Source organism: Nocardia mikamii NBRC 108933 (assembly GCF_001613505.1).
GTDB classification, from domain to species: Bacteria; Actinomycetota; Actinomycetes; order Mycobacteriales; family Mycobacteriaceae; genus Nocardia; species Nocardia mikamii.
The window spans coordinates 46287-66511 of the sequence record NZ_BDCM01000021.1 but is presented as its reverse complement, the minus strand read 5'-3'; the positions used below and the strand labels follow the sequence as shown (position 1 = coordinate 66511).

22 protein-coding genes and 1 tRNA gene are annotated in these 20225 nt (G+C 67.7%); 6 read left to right on the top strand and 17 right to left on the bottom strand.

Annotation, left to right across the window (positions count from 1 at the left end):
- Positions 1 to 3: 3 nt before the first annotated feature.
- The 4 genes from NMI01S_RS29015 to NMI01S_RS29000 form a co-directional block, all read right to left on the bottom strand.
- Complete coding sequence (locus NMI01S_RS29015; RefSeq protein ID WP_039780054.1) at positions 4 to 867, bottom strand: ABC transporter permease; 864 nt, start codon at positions 865 to 867, stop codon at positions 4 to 6.
- 1 nt (position 868) lies between these two features.
- Positions 869 to 1687, bottom strand: a complete 819-nt coding sequence (locus tag NMI01S_RS29010; RefSeq protein ID WP_063001913.1) for an MlaE family ABC transporter permease — start codon at positions 1685 to 1687, stop codon at positions 869 to 871.
- Positions 1688 to 1992: 305 nt separating this feature from the next.
- Positions 1993 to 2184 (bottom strand): hypothetical protein, encoded by a 192-nt coding sequence (locus tag NMI01S_RS29005; protein ID WP_063001882.1) that lies wholly within the window; start codon positions 2182 to 2184, stop codon positions 1993 to 1995.
- 2 nt (positions 2185 to 2186) lie between these two features.
- Complete coding sequence (locus NMI01S_RS29000) at positions 2187 to 2411, bottom strand: hypothetical protein (RefSeq protein ID WP_063001881.1); 225 nt, start codon at positions 2409 to 2411, stop codon at positions 2187 to 2189.
- Positions 2412 to 2873: 462 nt separating this feature from the next.
- Here NMI01S_RS29000 and NMI01S_RS28995 point away from each other — a divergent pair, with 462 nt between their 5' ends.
- A complete protein-coding gene (locus tag NMI01S_RS28995; protein ID WP_063001880.1) occupies positions 2874 to 3122 on the top strand; it encodes a hypothetical protein in 249 nt (82 codons plus the stop codon).
- Between the two features lie 34 nt (positions 3123 to 3156).
- Here NMI01S_RS28995 and NMI01S_RS28990 read toward each other — a convergent pair whose 3' ends face one another.
- The 6 genes from NMI01S_RS28990 to NMI01S_RS28965 are packed head-to-tail and all read right to left on the bottom strand — an operon-like array spanning position 3157 to position 7597.
- Positions 3157 to 3396: a ferredoxin gene (locus tag NMI01S_RS28990; protein ID WP_063001879.1), complete on the bottom strand. Its 240-nt coding sequence runs from the start codon at positions 3394 to 3396 to the stop codon at positions 3157 to 3159.
- Between the two features lie 3 nt (positions 3397 to 3399).
- Complete coding sequence (locus NMI01S_RS28985) at positions 3400 to 4482, bottom strand: NADH-ubiquinone oxidoreductase-F iron-sulfur binding region domain-containing protein (RefSeq protein WP_063001912.1); 1083 nt, start codon at positions 4480 to 4482, stop codon at positions 3400 to 3402.
- A complete protein-coding gene (locus NMI01S_RS28980) occupies positions 4479 to 5045 on the bottom strand; it encodes a ferric reductase-like transmembrane domain-containing protein (RefSeq protein ID WP_063001911.1) in 567 nt (188 codons plus the stop codon). The genes NMI01S_RS28985 and NMI01S_RS28980 overlap by 4 nt, the downstream gene beginning before the upstream one ends.
- Positions 5042 to 6022 carry an FAD:protein FMN transferase gene (locus tag NMI01S_RS28975; RefSeq protein ID WP_063001878.1) on the bottom strand — a complete coding sequence of 327 codons (981 nt, stop codon included), beginning with the start codon at positions 6020 to 6022 and terminating at the stop codon, positions 5042 to 5044. Before NMI01S_RS28975 ends, NMI01S_RS28980 begins: the two co-directional genes overlap by 4 nt.
- Complete coding sequence (locus NMI01S_RS28970; protein WP_063001877.1) at positions 6019 to 6321, bottom strand: hypothetical protein; 303 nt, start codon at positions 6319 to 6321, stop codon at positions 6019 to 6021. Before NMI01S_RS28970 ends, NMI01S_RS28975 begins: the two co-directional genes overlap by 4 nt.
- Before the next feature lie 52 nt (positions 6322 to 6373).
- Positions 6374 to 7597 carry an oxygenase MpaB family protein gene (locus tag NMI01S_RS28965; protein ID WP_063001876.1) on the bottom strand — a complete coding sequence of 408 codons (1224 nt, stop codon included), beginning with the start codon at positions 7595 to 7597 and terminating at the stop codon, positions 6374 to 6376.
- A gap of 135 nt (positions 7598 to 7732) precedes the next feature.
- Here NMI01S_RS28965 and NMI01S_RS28960 point away from each other — a divergent pair, with 135 nt between their 5' ends.
- A complete protein-coding gene (locus tag NMI01S_RS28960; protein ID WP_063001875.1) occupies positions 7733 to 8437 on the top strand; it encodes a TetR/AcrR family transcriptional regulator in 705 nt (234 codons plus the stop codon).
- Positions 8438 to 8964: 527 nt separating this feature from the next.
- Here NMI01S_RS28960 and NMI01S_RS28950 read toward each other — a convergent pair.
- Positions 8965 to 9040 (bottom strand) — tRNA-Ala (locus NMI01S_RS28950).
- 151 nt (positions 9041 to 9191) lie between these two features.
- Between NMI01S_RS28950 and NMI01S_RS28945 the strand changes: the two genes are divergently transcribed.
- Positions 9192 to 10568, top strand: a complete 1377-nt coding sequence (locus NMI01S_RS28945; RefSeq protein WP_063001873.1) for a DUF222 domain-containing protein — start codon at positions 9192 to 9194, stop codon at positions 10566 to 10568.
- A gap of 55 nt (positions 10569 to 10623) precedes the next feature.
- Positions 10624 to 10857, top strand: coding sequence for a hypothetical protein (locus NMI01S_RS28940; protein ID WP_063001872.1), 234 nt, complete (start codon positions 10624 to 10626; stop codon positions 10855 to 10857).
- Between the two features lie 88 nt (positions 10858 to 10945).
- Here NMI01S_RS28940 and NMI01S_RS28935 read toward each other — a convergent pair whose 3' ends face one another.
- Together NMI01S_RS28935 and NMI01S_RS28930 are read right to left on the bottom strand one after the other, a co-directional pair.
- Positions 10946 to 11647, bottom strand: coding sequence for a DsbA family protein (locus NMI01S_RS28935; RefSeq protein WP_063001910.1), 702 nt, complete (start codon positions 11645 to 11647; stop codon positions 10946 to 10948).
- A 111-nt stretch (positions 11648 to 11758) separates the two neighbouring features.
- Entirely contained in the window at positions 11759 to 12355 is a 597-nt protein-coding gene (locus NMI01S_RS28930; RefSeq protein ID WP_063001871.1) for a TetR/AcrR family transcriptional regulator, read from the bottom strand.
- A gap of 94 nt (positions 12356 to 12449) precedes the next feature.
- Between NMI01S_RS28930 and NMI01S_RS28925 the strand changes: the two genes are divergently transcribed.
- Both NMI01S_RS28925 and NMI01S_RS28920 read left to right on the top strand, forming a co-directional pair.
- The gene (locus tag NMI01S_RS28925) at positions 12450 to 13277 is read left to right on the top strand and encodes an SDR family oxidoreductase (RefSeq protein WP_245717075.1); all 828 of its coding nucleotides are present in this window, start codon (positions 12450 to 12452) and stop codon (positions 13275 to 13277) included.
- Between the two features lie 80 nt (positions 13278 to 13357).
- Complete coding sequence (locus NMI01S_RS28920; RefSeq protein ID WP_063001908.1) at positions 13358 to 14383, top strand: NAD(P)H-dependent amine dehydrogenase family protein; 1026 nt, start codon at positions 13358 to 13360, stop codon at positions 14381 to 14383.
- 44 nt (positions 14384 to 14427) lie between these two features.
- Here the strand turns inward: NMI01S_RS28920 and NMI01S_RS28915 are convergent, their stop codons facing one another.
- The 4 genes from NMI01S_RS28915 to NMI01S_RS28900 all read right to left on the bottom strand — a co-directional run bounded on the left by NMI01S_RS28915 (position 14428) and on the right by NMI01S_RS28900 (position 20122).
- Entirely contained in the window at positions 14428 to 15642 is a 1215-nt protein-coding gene (locus NMI01S_RS28915) for an MFS transporter (RefSeq protein WP_174554580.1), read from the bottom strand.
- Between the two features lie 14 nt (positions 15643 to 15656).
- Positions 15657 to 17312, bottom strand: a complete 1656-nt coding sequence (gene pgm, locus NMI01S_RS28910) for a phosphoglucomutase (alpha-D-glucose-1,6-bisphosphate-dependent) (protein ID WP_063001905.1) — start codon at positions 17310 to 17312, stop codon at positions 15657 to 15659.
- A gap of 47 nt (positions 17313 to 17359) precedes the next feature.
- A complete protein-coding gene (locus NMI01S_RS28905; RefSeq protein ID WP_084513372.1) occupies positions 17360 to 17761 on the bottom strand; it encodes a DUF190 domain-containing protein in 402 nt (133 codons plus the stop codon).
- A gap of 843 nt (positions 17762 to 18604) precedes the next feature.
- Positions 18605 to 20122 carry an MFS transporter gene (locus tag NMI01S_RS28900; RefSeq protein ID WP_063001870.1) on the bottom strand — a complete coding sequence of 506 codons (1518 nt, stop codon included), beginning with the start codon at positions 20120 to 20122 and terminating at the stop codon, positions 18605 to 18607.
- Positions 20123 to 20225: the final 103 nt, after the last annotated feature.

Here is a 20225-nt window from a genome sequence, read left to right as displayed (position 1 = left end):
CACCTATCCTGAGATCCGGAATCCGGGGTCGATGCCCCAGATCGCCAGGGTGAGAAAGAGATTCGCGAACACCATCACGACGATCACCATCTTGATCGCCCGCCCGGCCGCCACTCCGACTCCCTCCGGCCCGCCGCTGGCGACATAGCCGTAGTAGCACTGGATGAAGGTGGCGAGCAGTGTGAAGATCACGACCTTCAGCAGTGAATAGAACACGTCCGGCCCGATCAGGAACTGGAAGAAATAGTGGTCGTAGGTCCCCGCGGTGGTGCCGCCGAGGAACAGCACCGTGAGTTTGGTGGTCAGGTAGGCGGCGGCCAGACCGACGCTGTAGAGCGGAACGATCGTCACCGTCGCCGCGATCATCCGGGTGCTGACCAGGTAGGGCAGCGGCCGGATCGCGCACGATTCCAGCGCGTCGATCTCCTCGGAGATCCGCATCGAGCCCAGCTGCGCGGTGAACCGGCAGCCCGATTGAATAGCGAAGGCCAGGGTCGCCAGGATGGGCGCCAATTCCCGGGTGGTCGCGAAACCGGCGATAGCGCCGGTCAGCGGGCTCATGGTCAGGAGGTTCAACGCCGTGAACGACTCCATTCCGACGATGATCCCGCCGAACGAACACAGGATGAAGACGACGCCGATGGTGCCGCCACCGACGATCAGCGACCCGTTGCCCCAGCTCACATCGGCCGTCAGCCGGGCCAGTTCCTTCCGATAATGCTTGACCACGAACGGGATCGCGGCCAGCGCCTGGAAGAAGGTGATGGCCTGATGCCCGAGGCGCTGGTTCGCGTGCACCGGGGCCAGAGCGGCATTTCCGACGGCCCGCAGCGGCCGGGCCGCGGGCGGCGTGTAGGAGCTGGCCATCTCAGCCGACCTTCGTCGGGAGCAGGGTATTCGCCAGCTGGGTCAGAATGATGTTGGTGGCGAACAACATCAGCGCGGAGCTGACCACCGCGGAGTTCACCGAATTCGCGACACCGGCCGGACCGCCGCTGGTGTGCAGACCCACATCGCAGGCGATGATCGCGGTGAGTGCGCCGAAGATCGCGGCCTTCGTCAAGGCGATCAACAGATCGCTGGCCACCGCGAACGACGCGAACGACCCGATGAACGATCCGGGGGTGCCGGATTGGGCGTACACGTTGAACATGTACGCCGTCGCGAATCCGACGAAAACGATGAAGCCGCAGAGCAATACGCTCACCAGCACCGCCGCGGCCAGCCGCGGAGCGACCAGCCGGCGCACGGGATCGACACCCATCACCCGCATGGCGTCGATCTCCTCGCGGATCGTCCGCGACCCGAGGTCGGCACAGATCGCCGAACCGACCGCGCCGGCGATCATCAGCGCCGAGACCAGCGGCGCGCCCTGACGGATGATCCCCAGTGCGGCAACCGAACCGATGAACGTCGTCGCGCCCACCTGGTTCACCAGCGCACCGACCTCGATGGACACCACGACCGCGATCGGGATGGCCACGAACACCGTCGGCGCGGCCGAGACGTTGGCCATGAAGGCGCACTGCCTGATGAATTCCTGGTACGGAAACCGGCGCTGGATCATCGCGACGAAGAGCTGGACGAACGCCTCTCGCCCCAGCGCGACCTGCCGGCCGAGGGTTTCCAGCGAACGTTGCGGATGCCGGCGCCAGAGGCCGCCGGCGGCATCGACGAGTCGCCGCAGCTCGCCCTCGTCGGTGGTCCGCCAGGGCGGAGCCGGCGGGTCCGGCCGATCGGAGGCTCGGGTCGACGTCACAGCGGTCGTTCCTTTCTCACGCTCACCGCTGGTCACGGACAGCCGCAACCGAGCTGCCAGGGCGTTGAGCGTGTGAAGTGTTACACACCGATTCGGTGCGACACAAGATAGTAAGTTATCGACTGTTCTCGCAATGTCGAATCAGATCGGGTGCGAGAACACACAGTTTTTCGCATAGAACGCGGCGTTACCAAGTTATGGAATATTCCGTCTTCAGACGGCCGCCGCCCGGTTCATTCCGGGAGATTCTCCAGGTAGTGCTGCAGCAGCACCACCAGCGCCCCGAGCAGTGCGATCCCGGCGCCCACCGCACACAACACCGCGACCCACAGGCCGAATCGGAGAACAGGATTGACCTTGATTCGCCCACCGAGGATCTTGACTCCGATCACCACGATGTCGATGAGCCACACCAGCGCCATCATGACTAGGTCATGCAGACGTTCGAGAAGGTGAGCACGGGCCAGCACAGGATCGATCCCAAGAAGGATATGACCACGTCGATGCCGTGCATCTGCTTCAGGTGCGAGGTGTGCGTCAGGGTCCAGATCACCCCGATGAGACCGTAGGGCACGGCGAGAATGACGAGTGTCCCGAGGAATTCGGACACCTTCATCTCGTAGCTCAACAGCCGATCGAGTCGCTTCAGCATTGCGACGCAAGTCCTTTCACCCATCGGCCGGACATCCGGCGCACACACCCGCGCACGCACCGGATACGGGCACCTTTGCCCGCTGGCCGCGGCCCCCGGCGATTCGTGGGCCGCAAATGCGTATGTTACTGGAAATTCACGTTTTGTGAAGTTGACGCCCGGAACTGGTCACCTGGCGAATAGCCGGTGCTCATACGATCAGCGGTAGCTACGCAGGAAGCCGGCCGCAAGCGGGAAGTTACCGAGAATTCATGCACGCGGGAGGCGCAGGGTTTAGCATGGAAGGGTGCCGCCGACCGTCGGACGCGATCGGCCCCACGGGGCGTGACCACGACGGACCCGGCACGACCGGTGCGTGAGCCCGGCGGTATCGCAGGGGGATCGCCGGTCTCGGCAGCGGATCCCGGCCGGCTCGATTGTCGTTCACCGACACCGCCGGGTCCACCGAATCGAAGGATCATCGTGCCCAGCGAAACCATCCACCCGGACGGCGCATCCGGGCGGCGCAGTATCGCCGCTGTCCGATCGCGCGAAATTCTCAACTACTTCGGCAAATGCCAGGCCTGCGGCTACCCGGCACAGGCGGTCCTGCGAACCACGCTCTACAGCGACGGCACGATCACCGATGCGGTCATCGCGACCTGCGCCTCGCCGTGCGGGTGGTCCGGCACGGCGGCGCCCACGGTGATGACGGTGCGCACGGAACTGTGATCTCGAATGCGCTGGGCGCCAACGTATCCGCTCGTCAGTGGACCGGTGGCCCGACCCAGCGCAGGGCAGCGGCCGGGCAGAGTTTGATCGCCTCGGCCGCGAGCGCGGGATCCGGCCCGGAGTCGGTGAGGACGGGATAACCCCACTCGTCCGAAACTATCTGTTCCGGCAGCACATGCGCGCAGATGCCGTGGCCGGTGCAGGCGATGCGATCGACCGCCAGGACGCCGGACGGGGGCCGGGCGATACCGAGGGCGCGAGTTGTCAGAGACATGATTCATCCTTGGTGCGGGGCCGAAAATCGTTCGCTCCCCGTGCTTTCGACGAGAAGTGACGTGCCGAACGCGTCCAGGGCGGAAGCCAGGAACCGAGCCACGCCGTCGGGAAACCGGCACGCACCTCGCCCCGGCACACGGGCGAGCCTGCGGAGGAGCCGCTCGGCGGTCTCGGCCGGGGCTCGCCGCTCGAGCAGGTCACTCAGATCGTCACGCAGCGCGGGCAATCCGAACATGCACGGGCCGCATTGGCCGGCGGATTCCCCCGCCGCATAGGTCAGCGCGGACAGCACCACCTGCCACGGATCGGCGCCGGCGGCGAGGACACGAAAAGTGCCCACGCCGGTCCCGATTCCGAACGGCTCCAGGCCTGATCGCGACCACAGCGTATGTCGCGCCTCGGCGGGCAGGAATCCGCCGCTCAGACCGTTCACCCACAGCGCCTGCGGGCAGGTGGTGAGACCGCCTGCCCGATCGAGGATTTCGGAGACGGGCAAGCCCGCCTCCGCGGCATGGACACCGGGGGCGCGGACACCGTCGGCAACGGTCACCAGCCGCGGGCCGGGCTCGTCGGCGGTGCCGTAGGAGCGGAACCAGCCCGGCCCGTATTCCGCGATCTGCTGGATCCGCCACACCGTTTCGACGTTGAGTACCAGTGTCGGCGCGAGTCGTCGCCCCCGCGGGTCCCGGCCGCCGCCCGTGATCGGTTCGAACCGCATCACCGGTCGGGCCGGACCGCCGTGCGCCAGCCGGACCAGCGCCGACTCCTCCGACGACACGTACCGCCGGGGCACCGCGAGGGTGTCGACTCCCGCCGCCTCCAACAGGGCCAGCGTCCGCGAACCGCGGTGTGCGGCCACCCGCACCCGCTGCGCCGTAACGCGCCGGGCGCCGTCGAGCACCTCGGGCAGATGGTGCGCGACGACCCATGCGTCCTTGGCCGAATCCCATTCTCCGTCACAGGCATTGACGATCAACTCGGCTCGGTGGCGGGCGGCGAGTTCGAGTTTGGCTGCGGTGGGAAAGTTCGCCCCGCCGCGGCCGCGCAGCCCGGCGGCCGCCAGCAACTCCGGCAGCCCGGTCACGTCCACTCCTGAGAAGCGATGTCCGAGCGGCGATGTCGATCCGCGTCGGGAAGGGCCCAGCGCCACACCGCGCCGACCGCCAGCGCCGCACCGCAGGCGACGGTGACGGCGAACAGCGCCGGATCCCGCGCCGAGGCCATCGTCAGTCCGTGCACGACCGCCAGCGGCGCCATCGCGTACGCGAGCAGGTGCACCGCACGCCATGTCCGGGTCGGCAGCCGGTGGCGCAGCAGCGACGTCGCGACGACCGCCAGCAGGATATCCAGGGCGAGGGTGCCCAGCGCCACCCATTGCCGCTCGTAACCGGCCGTGAACGGCACCACCGTCGACAGCCATCCGAGATGGACGTACGTATCGACCGTCGCGGTCACGATGTGCGCGGCCAGGAAGACGATCGTGCCCAGGGCCAGCGTGCGATGCAGTCCCATCGCCACGGCCGATACCGCGAGCCGGGGGCGCACCCGCGCGGCCGTGAACATCCCGAGCAGCGCGACCAGGGTGAGCAGCACGAGGGTGACCACCCCGGCGGCGCGCGAGACGTACCACAGCCACGGACTGGTCATGACACGTGCCGCTTCCGCGCCGCGGTCGGGGCCGGCCACCCCGGAGTCGTCACCACCTCGTGGTCGACGGTCATCAGGCAGGCGGGCACGCCGCGATCGGTCAGCCATCGCGGCGCCTGATCGTCGAGGATGATCGCGGCCGTCGACGCCGCATTGGCCTGCACCGCATCGGGTCCGGCGCAGGTGACCTGCGCCCACCGCGTCCGGGCGGACCGGCCCGTGCGCGGATCGATGATGTGATGGCGGCGAATGCCGCCGCGCACCCACGTGCGCAGCCGCGTCGACGAGGTCGCGAACGCCTGCCCGGTCGAGGTGACGACCTGCACCACGGCGTCGTTCCAGTCCCGCACCCCGATGGACCAGCCCTGCGGCGGGACGCTGCCCGCGACGGCGATGTCGCCGCCCAGATTCACCAGATAGCCACCGGGCCCGGTCGCGGCCAGTTCGGCGGCGAGCGCGTCCGCCGCCCACGCCTTCGCACTCGCGCCCAGATCCAGTGCGGTTCCCGGGGACAGCGCCACCTCCCATCGCTGCTCGTCGAAGATCATGTGCCGCAAGGGAATCAAGATCCGATCGGGTGCGGGCGGGCCCACGTCACCGCGGGCGCGCACCACGTCCAGATCGTCGTCGTAGCCGCAGGCGATCAGCGCCGCCCCCAGGGAGGCCGAGACCAACCCCGAGGTCAGGCGCTGGGTGCGCATCGCCGCCCGCAGACACGACCCGAGGGTCGTGCCGACCGGGATGCGCAACTGCTCCGACCGACCCGCTCGGGCCGATTCGGCACTGCGCGAATTGATCACCGCGAGTTCGGAATCCGCGCGAAAGCGCGAGGCGGCACGATCGAGGTCGTCCAGCCGCGCGCGGACCAGGTCGGCCGCGCGAGTCAGCTCCCGGGGGTCGGTGCAGACGACCACGACCGATGTCCCGATCGCCGGAAACGTCTCCGAGGCCGCCGCCGCGCCTCGCGCGGTGCTCATGACCCGGCGGTGTGCTCGTGTGGCTCGCTGTCGGAATCCTGCACCGGCGGCGTGGGCGTCCACTCCCCCGGCCGACTGCTTTCCGGTTGCGGCGCAGAGGAAGTCGGCGCCGCAACCGGATCGGCCGTGTGGATGTCCACGGACACCCGCTGCACGGTCCCCGCGGGTTTCGCCGCATGGCCGAGGGTCCCGCCCTGCACCGCCAATTCCACGGCGAGTCCACCCACGGCGACCGTCGCGGCGACGAAGACTCCCGTTGCGCCGCGCCGGATTCGCGAGAGATTCGGGTTCGTTGTCATCTCTGTTCCACCTTCGCTTCCGAATATCGCCGTCGCCCGCGAAGACGGCGAATCACCGGTTGGTCTGCGGGATTTCGATGCTCAGCGGCATCCGCAGTTCGGCCATGTACCACAACACGAACTGCCGCAGGAATTCGTCGAACAGCCAGGTCGCGTCCGCGGTCGGCGGAATCACGCCCATCACGCCCTCGCGCACCGCGACGAACGGTCCCCAGCTGAACTTCAGCAACGGATCCCACACCGGCTCACGCGCGATCCGCAGATCGTCGGCGATCTTGTCGCCCAGGATGAATCGGGTGAACGCACCCAGAATGGGCTTGCTGAGCAGTGTCAGATCGATGTCGAAGCCCAGGTCCATGAGGTTGTGTGCGAGCTCGATGCCCTCCGGCGTCGCTTCGATGATCGGGTCCAGTTGCTGCTTGGCCTGGGCATCGGCCTGTTCCCACGTCGCGGGAATGTATTCGTCGCGAATACCGAGGAAGTGCCCGGCCAGCTGCCAGGTGTGCAGGTAGCCCTCCGATTCGACCTGCGGGATCTGCAGATTCCAGGCCCGGAAGGTGCGCATGATGGTCGTGGCGAGGCTGTGCCAGGTGACCATCTTGTCGTCCTGGCTGATCGGAGTGTGCTCCTTCGGCCAATGCGGCGACTGCGGCAGCAGATGCCGGACCGCGGCATGGATGATACGGGTCTTGACGCAGGTCACGATCATCTCGCCGCCCGGCTGGTAGGCGTTGACCGTACCGATGTCGTAGCCGAACTTCGCGGTCTTGGCGATGCGGTCCTTCAGGTGCGAACCGCCTCGGGAGTAGTACACCGCGCGCGCCTCGTGCGGGATGACGTTCGCCATCATCCCGCTGGCGAAGGCGTAGAGCACGCCCAGATACGTTCCGCGCTTCTTGTTGAATTCGAAGCCGGCCGCCATCTTGGCCTCGTCCGCCCACGACGGCAGCTGCCGCGCGTACTCCATGAAGTCGCGCATATTCTGCGGCAACCCGTCCGGAATGGGTTGATCGTTGTACACCCAGGTCCGGAGCAGATTGTTGATCCGCGGAATGTCCTGGTGGTCCATGACGTCGGCGATCACCGGATCCGCCTCCGGATCCCACATGGTCAGCGGGTCGGCTCCGCCGCCGCTGCCGACCACGGAACCGCTCGGCGACCATGTCCACGGATCCGCCCGCGCGGTCCGCGCGCCGAGTGCGAGCGCGCCCGCAGCGCCGATCAAACCACCGCCTGCTCGCAGGGCATCGCGCCTGCTGAGACCCAATCCGTCCATGCTATTGTCCCTCTTCATTGAGAAGCAGATACAGAGATACAAACTCTGTATCTGAGTATCTTGATGAGACCACACCGTGGCCGCGATCACAAGAAGTTGTCAGGATTTTCGAAACGAAGCGCGGGAGAGGACACCGTGAAGCTTGGATCACCGCCCTCGAAGGGTTCAGGGAACGGCACGTCACCACTCGAACGCGCGTACACCGACGCGGTCGACCGCGTCGACGAGGGTGACGACATCCGCTCGCGCATACTCGACGCGGCGGTCGAACAGTTCGGCGCCCTCGGCGTCCGCCGCTCGACCATGGACGATGTGGCCCGGCGGGCCAACGTCTCCCGCATTACCGTGTACCGCCGTTTCGCGACGAAGGACGCCCTGGTCGAGCAGGTGATCGTGCGCGAATACCGGCGCTATTTCGACCAGTTCCTGGTCGACATCCGGCACGCGCGCACGGCCGCCGACCGCGTCGTCCTGGGTTTCGTCAGCTCATTGAAGGTGATCCGCAAGAACCCGATCATCGGCGGCCTGCTCGCCGCCGAACCCGACATGCTCGTCGGATCGATGATCGGCGATCAAGGCCATACCGTCGCCATGGTGCGCCGGTTCGTCGCCGACCAGCTCCGCCGCGAGCAGCGCGCCGGCCATGTCGCCCAAGAGGTCGACGTCGATCTGGTGGCCGAGTTGATGGTCCGGATCTCCGCCTCCTATCTGGCGGTCCCCAGCCAGGTCATCGACCTCGACGACGACGATCAGGTAGCGGCCCTCGCCCGGCACTATCTCGTCCCGATGCTCGAGCCGCCCCTCGACCCCGGCGCGGATGCGCCCGCTACTGGGCGCTGATCCCTGCGGATCCGAGATCGAGCTGGTTGAGCAGATTCTGAATCAGGACATAGGGGTTCATCGTCGAAGCCTCCGTCTCCACGGTGAGAGGGCGGCTGCCGCGAGTGGTGCGGGCCCAACGGTCGGACTCGCCTCTCGGCAGCTCAGAATATTGATTAACATACATAACTAAGCCCAGCGCTGTCCAGACTTTCGGCGAAGAATGGAGAGCAACTTAGCGTGCCTGCGGACACTGCCTGGAGCCGGTCGGGGGCAGCAGGTGAACGGTCACGATCGGACCCCCGAGACAGCCGGGCAACCGGCGCGCGACCGCGAAGCCTGGCGGGGCCCGGTATCGCAGCTCGGCGGATCAGGCGATGTCGCGGACCGGGAGCAGATCACGGTCCGCGAACACCTTCTTCGCCACCAGCGTGGCGTTGATGGCGCGCGGCATCCCGCAGTACACCCACCCATAACAAAACTGCGGCCCTGATCAGCGAAGAACGCCGGTCAAGACCGCAGAAAAAGTGTTCGCGTAACAACGAACGTGGTGGAGCTAAGGGGACTCGAACCCCTGACCCCCACACTGCCAGTGTGGTGCGCTACCAGCTGCGCCATAGCCCCGCGTTTTCGCACCTCGGAGGTGTTCCCCGCGTGCTTGAAAGAAGTTACACCACGTGGACTCGGCGTACCAAATCGCCTGCATACAGGGGTGGTGGAACACACGTTCGAACGATAGACTCGAACACATGTTCGATGGCAGAGAGTTCAGGCGATGAGCGACGAGGGGCTGGTCGATGCGCTGCGACGGGCACATGGGGCGGCGGCATTCGCACAGGCGGCGGAGGTGCGGGCGGTGCGCGAGTTGTATCGGCGGCATCGCGCCGGCAACGCCGCGCCCGGGCCGGGCGGGGTGCGGGCGGGAGAGTTCGCCGCGGCGGAGGTCTCGATGGCGGTGCAGATATCCGAACAGCTCGCGGCCGCGCTGATCGATATCGGGTTGGCACTGGACGCGCTGCCGCATACCCGGGAGGCGTTCGGATCCGGCCGCATCGATCTGTCGCGGGTGCAGGTGATCGTCGACAATACGCGCGGGCTGTCCGGCGATCTGCTGGCCGATCTCGAAGTTCCGCTGGTCGAGGCCGCCGCACGAACCACACCGGCGCGGCTACGGCAGACCGCGCGTCGCTGGTTGAGCCGGCTCGACGGCCCGGGTGAGCAGCGCCGGCGCGAACAGCGCGAGGACTGCCGCGATATCCGCCTGACCGCGGTCCAGGACGGAGCCGCGGTCGTGGCGGGCCTGCTGCCCGCGGACGGAGCACAGACGGTCGCGACGCGACTGCGCGATATGGCCCACGAGGTCTGCGCCGCGGACCCGCGCACCATGCCGCAACGCCGCGCCGACGCACTCGTCGCTCTCGCCGAGGGGGCACAGCGGCTCGACTGCGCCTGCGGACGCGGAAAGCGCTGCACCGCAATCGGTTCCGAGCGGACTGCGCCGAATATTCCGCGCACGTCCGGACGAGCCGGAAACCGCCGGCCGCTGATTCAGGTCGGCGTCAGCGCCGAAACCCTCGGCGGAGACAGCGAAGAACCCGCCTATCTGGCCGGCTACGGGCCGATCGACGCGGAACTCGCGCGGCGGATCGTCGAACGAGGCGAATCGGTCACCGTGGCCGAATCCGCCGTGCGAATCGACGGCCTGTGCGCATTCCCGGGCTGCGTAATGCCCACCGTGACAACGGACTTGCCCGTACCGGAGGGGAGCACGGGCAATACCGACGTGGACGCGAGTTCGCCGAGCGGACAAGGGTTGACGTTGTGTTCCCACCATTCCCACTTGGCGCTGCTCACCGTGCAGCACAGGACTCGGTGGGAGGTGCGCCGGCTCGATGCGGACCGGATGCAGTGGACGAGTCCGACCGGCGACGTGCGCACCACGGTCGACGAGGTGGCTCGCTACCTGTTTCCGAATCGGGATACCGAGACGCCGCTGGTCGGCTCGGGCCCGGTATCCACATCCGTTGTGGCATGGCCTGTTTCGACGCTCGACGCGGCCTACCCGATCGGAGATCACGCCCTGGTTCATCGACGCCTCACGGAGGGCACCCCGGAGGACTGTCTCCTCACCGGTAAAAGTTACCGGCACTGAACACCTTTCGTTACACCACCACATACACGAGTGATCGGAGGACACCGCGAACACCATGACTTGCCAGGATCGTCCACCCGCGCCGACCGTTATCGACGCCGGTGTGGAACGGGAACGGATCGCCGCGCTCGAGAAGTTGCGGCTCCGGCTGGAATCCGAACTCGACCGCACAGCCGCGGGCGCCGGTTACGCCGCCATGGCAGGGCAATTGCGTGACACCGTGAACTCGATCGCGGACGCGCGCAATCGCATCTACGAGGTGCTACTCGGCGACGACGAGATCTGTTGAGCGCCGATGCTACGACTCCGGCCCGGGCGGTTGGGGATACCGCCCGGGCCGGGACCTCGGCAAGCGCGACAGTGCCGCGCGGAGGTGATCAGCTCACCAGCTTGGTGACCCAATCCGAATTTTCCACGTCGACGTTCTTACCGCCGTCGAGCACGGTGGGGGTCTGCACCTGGCCGACCGCGTCCTTCAACGCCGCCAGCGACGACTGGGCGTGGTTACGGGCCGAATCCACCCGGTCCCCCTTGGCGATGCAGGATTGCACCTCGGCGGACGCACCGGAATCCTTGGCGATCGCGGCCAATTGATCGTTGGTCAGATTGCCGCCGTCTTCGCTGGGCTGCTTCGTGGTGAACAGCGCCATGTGGAATTTCGAAAACACCGGGCCGTCACCGGCATCGGCCACACATTCGCCGGCGGCCACCGCGCGGGTGGAATAGTCCTTACTGCTCGACTTGGGATCCAGGAAGTTCACGAACCGGTAGCGGACCGCGAGCTTTCCCTCGTCGATCGCCTTGGCGATCTGCTGTCCGTAGTAATGCTCGAGCGCCCCGCAGGACGGGCACATCGGATCTTCGAACATATCGATCGTCTTCGCCGCGGCGGTCTTACCGAGCACGATCGCGCCGTCGGAATCCAGGAGTGCCTGCACGGCGGGATCGTGCGCGGCGCCGTAGCCGTCCTCCTGCACCGTCAGACCATGGTCGCTGTTCCAGCGCACGACGAGCACCACGATTACCGCGACGACAACCAGCGCCACCGCGCCCAGTGCATACGTGGTGCGGTTCGACATCGGTCGCGGTGTGTATTTCGAATCCGAGGAATTCACGGCGTCCACTCTGCCAAAACCGGTTCCGCGCCGGAATGCGGCCGTCCGATTTCCCCGCGACCGGATATCGCCGGCCTACGCTCGCGGTTCCTCCGCCTCGCCCGCGGGCACACCGACCAGCCCGTAGAGGACCAATTCCTCGAGCGAGCGGGCGAACCCGTCCGTATCGTCGATGTCCCGGATACACATGGCGAACAGCGCGGCGCCGGCGATCATATCCAGCACGGTGTCCGAATCGACCCCGGCGCGGACGGCCCCGGAATCCAGATAACGCGCGAGTTCGCGCCGGGTCGGGGTATCGAGCCGCGCTGAAAGTTTCTGATACAGACCGGAATCCGCGCGCATCTCGGTCATCAACCCGGGCATCGCCTCGCGCGCGGGCCGCGCCCCGAAGAGCTGGATCGTGCCCCGGATCACCGTGCGGATCTCCTCGACCAGATCGGTCGCCGCTTCTTCGCCGCTGACATCCGGAAAGACCGCTCGCGCGATCAGATGCGCCTTCGACGGCCAGCGCCGGTAGATCGCGGGCCGGCTCACCCCGGCACGGGTGGCGATCGCGTCGATCGACACGGCGGCATAGCCCCGTTCCACCAGCAGCTCGCGGGCGGCCTCGAGGATCGCTCGATCCACCTCCGGATCACGATGCGGCCCGAGCCGATGGCGAACGTTCACGACACAACCGTCCTTGTCAGCGCGAGCATCAGTCGTTACAGTCTGTCACATCTGAGTCGTTACATTCTGTAACTGCTGAATTCGAGGAGACGTCGTGTCCACTACCGACCAGCCGATCGCCCCCGCGGATACCTATCGGCCGCTCCCCCTGCTCGAGGGCAAGGTCGTCGTGCTGTCGGGTGTGGGCCCGGGTCTCGGCCGCGCGCTGGGCGCCGAGGCCGCCCGGATGGGCGCGGATCTGGTGCTGGTCAGCCGCACCGAACGCCGGCTGGAGAAGATGGCCGAGGTGGTGCGGTCTTACGGCCGCAAGGCCCTGGTGGTGCCCACCGACATCACCGACGAAGAGCAGCGGAGTGCGCTGGTCGAGCGGGCCCTCGCCGAATTCGGCCGGGTCGACTGCCTGATCAACAACGCCTTCGCCATCCCGCCGATGGAACCGATCACCGGTATCGAACTGGACGCGCTGCGCACCGCGAACGAGACGAATGTCTTCGCGCCGCTGCGGCTTTCGACACTGTTCGCCGACGCGCTGGCCGCCACGCGCGGCTCGATCATCATGCTCAATTCCTGTGTGAGCTTCGATTCCGAGCCGATCTACGCCGGCTACAAACTGTCGAAAGGCACACTCGCCCATCTCGCCTCGTCGCTGGCCACCGAACTGGGCCCGCGAGGCATCCGGGTCAACAGCGTCGCCCCCTCCTACATCTACGAGGACGTGAACAAGGCCTACTTCGACTGGCTCGCCGCCCAGGACGGCGTCACCCACGAGGAGATCTACCGGCGCAAGGCCGAACCCACCGACCTCAAACGCCTCGCCGCCCCGGAAGAGGTCGCCCGCGCCGCCCTGTTCCTCGCCAGCGACCTCGCCTCCGCCGTCACGGGACAGATTCTCACCGTCGACTGCGGCGAATACCACAACTGAAACATTCACGGCTGCAAGGAGTTCCGGTGACCGACGCGAAGAAGCGAATCGTCCTCTGGGGTACCGGGGTGGTGGGCTCCATGGTGCTCGCCGAGATCATCCGTCATCCACTCTTCGAGTTGGTGGGTGTCGGTGTCAGCAATCCGGACAAGGTCGGGCGCGACGCCGGACTGCTGTGCGGCGGCGGCGAAACGGGTGTCCTCGCCACGGATTCGGTGGAGGAACTGATCGCGCTGCGCCCCGACGCGGTGGTGCACTACGGGCCGACCGCACAGTTCGCCGACGAGAACATCCGGGTCATCGGGTCGTTCCTGCGGGCGGGAATCGACGTGTGCTCCACCGCGATGACACCGTGGGTCTGGCCGGAGATGGCGCAGACACCCGCCGCCTGGCGCGATCCGATCACCGAGGCCTGCACCGAGGGTGGCGCGTCCTGCTTCACCACCGGTATCGATCCGGGCTTCGCCAACGACCTGTTCCCGATGACACTGCTGGGCCTGTGCGGGGAGGTGGAGTCGGTGCGCGCCTCGGAGCTACTCGACTACACCTCCTACGAGGGCGATTACGAAGTCGAGATGGGTATCGGGCGGCCGCCGGAATTCCGGGCCATGCTGGAGATTCCCGATCTGCTGATCATGGCGTGGGGCGCCACCGTGCCGATGATCGCGACAGCCGTGGGCATCGAACTCGACGCCATCACCACCACGTGGGACAAATGGGTGACTCCCGTGGATCGGCCGTCCGCGAAGGGTGTCGTCGCGGCCGGCAACGTCGCGGCCATCCGGTTCACGATCAACGGGGTCTACCACGGCCGCGAGGTCATCACTCTCGAGCACGTCAACCGCATCGGCACCGACGCCGCTCCCGACTGGCCCGCCGGCACGAAGGACGACGTGTACCGGGTCGACATCGTCGGCACGCCGTCCATCTCGCAGGAAACCTCCTTCCGGTTCACCGACGGCTCGGGGCGCACACCCGCCGTGGCCGGATGTCTCGCCACCGGGATGCGTGCCCTGAACGCCGTCCCCGCGGTCAACGCCCTGCCGCCCGGCTGGGTGACGCCGCTGGACCTGCCTCTCGTCCCGGGTGTCGGCACCATTCGCTGATATACCGGAAGTGCCTTGTCCACAGCGCTTCTCGTGAAGTGGTATCAGTCGACTGCCGCGGGGACCAGATGCCGCCGCAGCGGCTCGCGCACCACTGTCCATCCGGCCGCGGCCACCACCAGCAGCGCACCGGTCATCGCGAGCGCGAATCCGAACGACACCCGCTGCGCCAGCCACCCGATGGCGATCGGGCCCACGACCGTGCCCAGATCGGCGGCCATCTGATATCCGGCCAGCACCGGCCCACCGCGCGCCCGCGGGCCGATCACGTCGGCGACCGCGGCCTGCTGCGCGGGTGTGTACATCCCGGAGCCGAGACCGGCGACGAACGAGGCTCCCAGCAGCCACACCACATTCGGCGCGAGACCCAGCGCGATCGTGCCCGTCGCGCACACCAGTGTGCCGGCGATCAGGAAGGGTCTACGCCCCCATCGATCCGACAACCGGCCGGAGGCGAACAGCACCGCGGCATTCCCCGCGGCGAAGACCGTCAACGCCACCCCGGCGACTCCCGGCGACTCGTCGAGTACCTCCACGACCAGCAGCGGAACCAGCGCCATCCGCACGCCGAACACCGCCGCGCCGTTGGCGAAGTTCGACCACAGCACGGCCCGGTACACCGGATCGGCCAGTGCGCGACCGAAACTCACCACCGGCATCGGCTCGGCGCCCACCGATTCGGCCAGATGCGAACCGCGCAACTTCCAGAACACCACCGCACTGGCCGCCAGCAGGGCCACCGCGTAGATCGCGAAGGGGGCGCGCAACCCCAGTCCGCTCAGCGCACCGCCGAGGAGCGGGCCGGCCAGCGAGCCGATCAGGAAACTGGTGGACCACAGCCCGGACACCCGGCCCCGCTCGCCGGGCGGCGACAGCCGGATGACCAGCCCCAGCGAGGAGACCGTGAACATGGTCGATCCGATCCCGCCCAGCGAACGCAGCACGATCAGCTGCCAATAGGTCTGCGCCAGCGCACACGCGCCGGTGGACAGGGCCACGATCAGCAGACCCGCGAGGTACAGCGCGCGCTCACCGAACCGCTGGACCAGCCGCCCGCTCACCGGCGCGAACAGCAGGCGCATCAGCGCGAAACTGCTCACGATCGCCGAAGCGGCCGCGACACCGACGCCGAAGCTGCGGGCGAACTGCGGCAACGCCGGTGCGACCAGCCCGAATCCGAGCGCGATGATGAATGCCGCGCCGATCAGCACCCAGGTCTCGGCGGGCAGCCGGGAACCGGCACCGTAACTCTCGCTCACCACATTTCCGCGAATCAGTCGACCGCGGGCTCCTCGATGCCGAGTGCCCGTCCGACCACTTCCTCCGCCGCCGCCTGCACCTGGGCCAGATGTTCGGGCCCCTCGAACGATTCGGCGTAGATCTTGTATTTGTCCTCGGTGCCCGAGGGGCGGGCCGCGAACCACGCGTTCTCGGTGGTGACCTTGACCCCGCCCAGCGCCGCGCCGTTGCCGCGGGCGCGGGTCTGCACCGACAGCACCGGCTCCCCGGCGATTTCGGTGGTGGTGATGTCGTCCGGTGTCAGCGCGGCCAGCCGCCGCTTCTGCTCGGCATTCGCGACGGCATCGATGCGCGCGTAAGCCGGTGTGCCGTAACGCTTTTCGAGTTCGGCGTACCGCGCCGACGGACTCTGCCCGGTGACCGCGGTGATTTCGGCGGCCAGCAGCGCCAGCAGGATGCCGTCCTTGTCCGTGGTCCACACCGTGCCGTCGTGGCGCAGGAACGAGGCCCCGGCGCTCTCCTCACCACCGAAAGCCAGGGAGCCGCTGAACAACCCGGGGACGAACCATTTGAAGCCGACCGGCACCTCGTGGGTCTGCCGGCCCAGCACGCCGACCACGCGATCGATCATCGAGGAGGTCACCGCGGTCTTGCCGATCTTGGTCAGCGCGTCCCACCCCATCCGGTTCGCGACCAGATATTCGATGGCCACCGCCAGGAAGTGGTTGGGATTCATCAATCCCGCGTCGGGTGTCACGATGCCGTGCCGGTCGGCGTCGGCGTCGTTGCCGGTGGAGATGTCGTAGTCGTCGCGGATCGCCACCAGCGAGGCCATCGCATAGCGCGAGGACGGATCCATCCGGATCTTGCCGTCGCTGTCGAGGGTCATGAACCGCCAGGTCGGGTCGACGAACGGGTTGACCACCTCGAGTTCCAGGTCGTAGCGCTGGCCGATCTCTTCCCAGTAGTCGACGCTCGCCCCGCCCATCGGGTCCGCGCCCAGCCGGATTCCGGCGCCGCGCACGGCGTCCAGATTCAACACGTTCGGCAGATCGGCGATGTACTGGTCGAGGTAGTCGTAGCGCTGCACACCGGTGGCCAGCGCATGCTGGAGCGTGGTGCGTTTGATCCCGGCCAGCCCGCCGCGCAGCAGTTCGTTGGCGCGCTCGGCAATGGCGTCGGTCGCGACGGTGTCGGCCGGCCCGCCGTGCGGCGGGTTGTATTTGAAGCCGCCGTCGCGGGGCGGATTGTGCGACGGCGTGACCACGATGCCGTCGGCCTGATGGCGGGTGCCGCCGCGATTGTGGCGCAGCACCGCGTGACTGAGCGCCGGGGTCGGCGTGTAGCGCCCGCGGCTGTCGATCACGGCGGTCACCTCGTTGGCGGCCAGCACCTCCAGCGCGGTCGTCCACGCCGGTTCCGAGAGCGCGTGGGTGTCGCGAGCCAGATACACCGGGCCGGTGATCCCGCGGGTGGCGCGATACTCCACGATCGCCTGGGTGATGGCGAGGATGTGGGCCTCGTTGAACGCGCAATCGAGGCTCGAACCGCGATGTCCGGACGTCCCGAAGACCACCTGTTGCGCGGGTTCGGCGGGATCGGGGATACGGCTGTAGTACGCCGTCACCAGATGCGGCAGATCCTCGAGATCGCTGGCCCGCGCCGGTCGGCCGGCTCGATCGTGGGCCATGCTCGGGCCTCCCTTCCTCGGCGCCTGCGCCCGGCTCGTCATCACAATCACGGCGATACCCCGCCCGACTGCCACACCTGGACCGCGGACAGGGTCACGGTCCCGGATTCGAAGAGTTCGGCGTTGGCCACCACGAAATCGCGCAGCAGCTGCGAATCATCGATGATCATCACCATCACGGGCAGGTTCTCGGCGAGATCCAGCATGCGGGTGGTGTGGATGCGCGAGCTGACACCGTAGCCCTCCACGCCGCGCCAGACGCTGGCGCCGGCCAGGCCGCTGTCGCGCGCCCGCCGCACGATCTCGTGATAGCGGGGCCGATGCTTGTAGTGGTCGTCCTCACCGAGCAGCACCGTCAAACGGGCCGCGGACCGCCAGCGTGGATCCGGCTGCCACGCATCGGCTTCGGTGACGATCTGCATCGCGGACTCGTCCGGTGCTTCACTCATCGCCAACCCCCTGTCGTCGTGCCGTACCAGTTGTCCGTTCTGCCGCGCCACGCGCTGTCACCACCGTCCGCCCACCGATCCGAGCGGCGGACCCACCACACCCGATCCGTGCAGTCTAGAGCGTCGTCCGATCGGGCGGAGCAGCGGTCGCATATGCCACAGAGAGCTGTCCAGACTAACGGATTCGCTTGCGACGAGCAAAAACTCGTCGGGGGCACGTTCGGCCCCTCCGGCGTGACCATCACCGCGGCGCCGGTTCGCGAACCCACCTGGTGCACCTCCCTGCCCGACCGAATGTGTGGAGCCATGCTAACTGTCAGCGATCGAGCCGCGGGCCGGCAGCCGGGTCGTGCGGGCCCGCCACACCGACCGCGCGGCCACGACCGGGCGATGTCCGGCCGACGGATTCGGCCTGCCCTGTTCGGCTCCCACCCGTGATCCGCCGGGCCGCACACGACTCGGCGACACCCGTCCCGAACCGCTTCACCAGCGCCGCCCTGCCGCTAGCCGTCGGTTTGCTCTCCGGCGGCACGGAGAGTAGCAACCGAATTCGCACCGGTCACTGCCCGGATGGGCACCGGCGCATCGCGGCCCCGTCGACGAAGTGGCCACCGAACGACGCTCGGGCGCGTCCCTCGTATCCCCGCCGCGGGACGGACGGTGACTCCGGCGACGAGACGACGCGGCCCCGCGCCTGACGCGTTCCGGGTAGCGGCGGACCCGTTCACGGGCTTCATCCCGCGCGACTCCCACCGAGAGACGACGGTGCCCCGGACTCGTCGAGTCCGGGGCACCCTATCCGATTGTCACGCAGGGCGATTCACCCTGCGACCGCGGCCGCGCTCAGTGCGCCAGCACCGGCTCGCCCTCGGCGGGGGCCGGCGCGGTGCTGGGCATCAGCACCGCGGCGGCGATCGCGCCGACCACGAAAATCGCTGTCGCCCACCAGAAGCTGGTGGTGTAGCTCTTGATCAGCGATTCGGCGACCGCGAGCTGGGTGGGCTGGCGGCCGGACAGGTAGTTCGCCGCCGCCGAGGACGCGATGGTGCTCAGCAACGCGGTACCGATCGAACCACCGACCTGCTGGCTGGTGTTCACCATCGCCGAGGCCACACCGGCGTCCTCGTGGTGCACACCGGCGGTCGAACCCTGGAAGGCGGTCGACATGGCGCCACCGAGACCCAGGCCCAGCAGGATCAGGGCCGGGAGGATGTGCGAGGCGTAGCCGGTGTCCAGTCCGATGCGGGTCAACCACGCCATCCCGGCGGCCGCGATCAGGAAGCCGGCGGCGACGGTGATCTTCGGGCCGATCTTGGGCAGCAGCAGCGAGGGCACCGTGGTCGAGGAGGCGACCATCCCCGCGATCATCGGCAGGAACGCGACACCGGTCATGATCGGCGAGTACTTCAGCGTCAGCTGCATGTAGTAGGTCAGGAACAGGAAGATCGCGAACATCCCGATACCCATGACGAAGACCGTCATGTAGGAGCCGGCCCGGGTGCGGTCGAGCAGGATCCGCAGCGGCAGCAGCGGGTGCTCGACCCGGGTCTGGAGCCACGCGAACACGCCCAGCAGCACCGTACCGCCGATGAGGAAGGTCAGCGTGAGCCCGTTGGACCAGCCGTGCGATTCCGCGTGCGAGAAGCCGTAGACGATGCCGAACAGGGCGGCGCTGACCGTGATCGTGCCCGGGATGTCGAGCTTGGGCCGGTGTTCGGCGGTGTGCTTGGCCAGCAGCAGCACGGCGCCGACCAGCGCGACGGCGGCGAAGATCAGGTTGACGTACATCACCCAGCGCCACGAGGCCCATTCGGTGAGCGCGCCACCGAGCAGCAGGCCGAGCGCGCCGCCGGTACCGGCGACGGCGCCGAAGATACCGAAGGCCTTGGCCCGCTCCGACGGCTCGGTGAAGGTCACCGTCAGCAGCGACAGCGCGGCGGGCGCGAGGAGAGCGCCGAACACACCCTGGGCGACACGGGCCACCACGAGCATTTCGAAGCCGTTGGCCGCGCCACCGACCGCGGAGGCGACCGCGAAGCCGACCAGTCCGATGATGAAGGTGGTGCGCCTGCCGAACAGGTCGCTCAGCCGGCCGCCCAGCAGCAGCAGGCTGCCGAAGGCCAGGGCGTAACCGGTGACCACCCACTGGCGGTCGGCGTTGGAGAAACCGAGGTCCAATTGGGCCTCGGGAAGTGCGATATTCACCACGGTCGCGTCCAGCACGACCATCAGCTGGGCGACGCCGAGCACGGCGAGCACCCACCAGCGCAGCGCATGCGAGCCACGGCGGCCCGCGGAGCCGGACGACTGCCTCGACGGCAGGTCCGACCGGCTCTTTTCGAGATCGATCGCGGAAGTCATGGGTCCCCTTGTTCGACGACGGTTGCGGAAGGAGTTGAAGTGGAGGAGTTACCTCCGCTTGCATGGAAAGCTATCACGATAACGGAGAGACGGCCTCCGGTTA

Bases quoted from the DNA above. Each gene is read 5' to 3' on its own strand.
- NMI01S_RS29015 (WP_039780054.1), bottom strand. From the start codon at position 867: ATGGCCAGCTCCTACACGCCGCCCGCGGCCCGGCCGCTGCGGGCCGTC.
- NMI01S_RS29005 (WP_063001882.1), bottom strand. From the start codon at position 2,184: ATGATGGCGCTGGTGTGGCTCATCGACATCGTGGTGATCGGAGTCAAG.
- NMI01S_RS29000 (WP_063001881.1), bottom strand. From the start codon at position 2,411: ATGCTGAAGCGACTCGATCGGCTGTTGAGCTACGAGATGAAGGTGTCC.
- NMI01S_RS28990 (WP_063001879.1), bottom strand. From the start codon at position 3,396: ATGTCTCTGACAACTCGCGCCCTCGGTATCGCCCGGCCCCCGTCCGGC.
- NMI01S_RS28980 (WP_063001911.1), bottom strand. From the start codon at position 5,045: ATGACCAGTCCGTGGCTGTGGTACGTCTCGCGCGCCGCCGGGGTGGTC.
- NMI01S_RS28975 (WP_063001878.1), bottom strand. From the start codon at position 6,022: ATGAGCACCGCGCGAGGCGCGGCGGCGGCCTCGGAGACGTTTCCGGCG.
- NMI01S_RS28970 (WP_063001877.1), bottom strand. From the start codon at position 6,321: ATGACAACGAACCCGAATCTCTCGCGAATCCGGCGCGGCGCAACGGGA.
- NMI01S_RS28965 (WP_063001876.1), bottom strand. From the start codon at position 7,597: ATGGACGGATTGGGTCTCAGCAGGCGCGATGCCCTGCGAGCAGGCGGT.
- NMI01S_RS28945 (WP_063001873.1), top strand. From the start codon at position 9,192: ATGAGCGACGAGGGGCTGGTCGATGCGCTGCGACGGGCACATGGGGCG.
- NMI01S_RS28940 (WP_063001872.1), top strand. From the start codon at position 10,624: ATGACTTGCCAGGATCGTCCACCCGCGCCGACCGTTATCGACGCCGGT.
- NMI01S_RS28935 (WP_063001910.1), bottom strand. From the start codon at position 11,647: ATGTCGAACCGCACCACGTATGCACTGGGCGCGGTGGCGCTGGTTGTC.
- NMI01S_RS28920 (WP_063001908.1), top strand. From the start codon at position 13,358: ATGGTGCTCGCCGAGATCATCCGTCATCCACTCTTCGAGTTGGTGGGT.
- pgm (WP_063001905.1), bottom strand. From the start codon at position 17,312: ATGGCCCACGATCGAGCCGGCCGACCGGCGCGGGCCAGCGATCTCGAG.
- NMI01S_RS28905 (WP_084513372.1), bottom strand. From the start codon at position 17,761: ATGAGTGAAGCACCGGACGAGTCCGCGATGCAGATCGTCACCGAAGCC.
- NMI01S_RS28900 (WP_063001870.1), bottom strand. From the start codon at position 20,122: ATGACTTCCGCGATCGATCTCGAAAAGAGCCGGTCGGACCTGCCGTCG.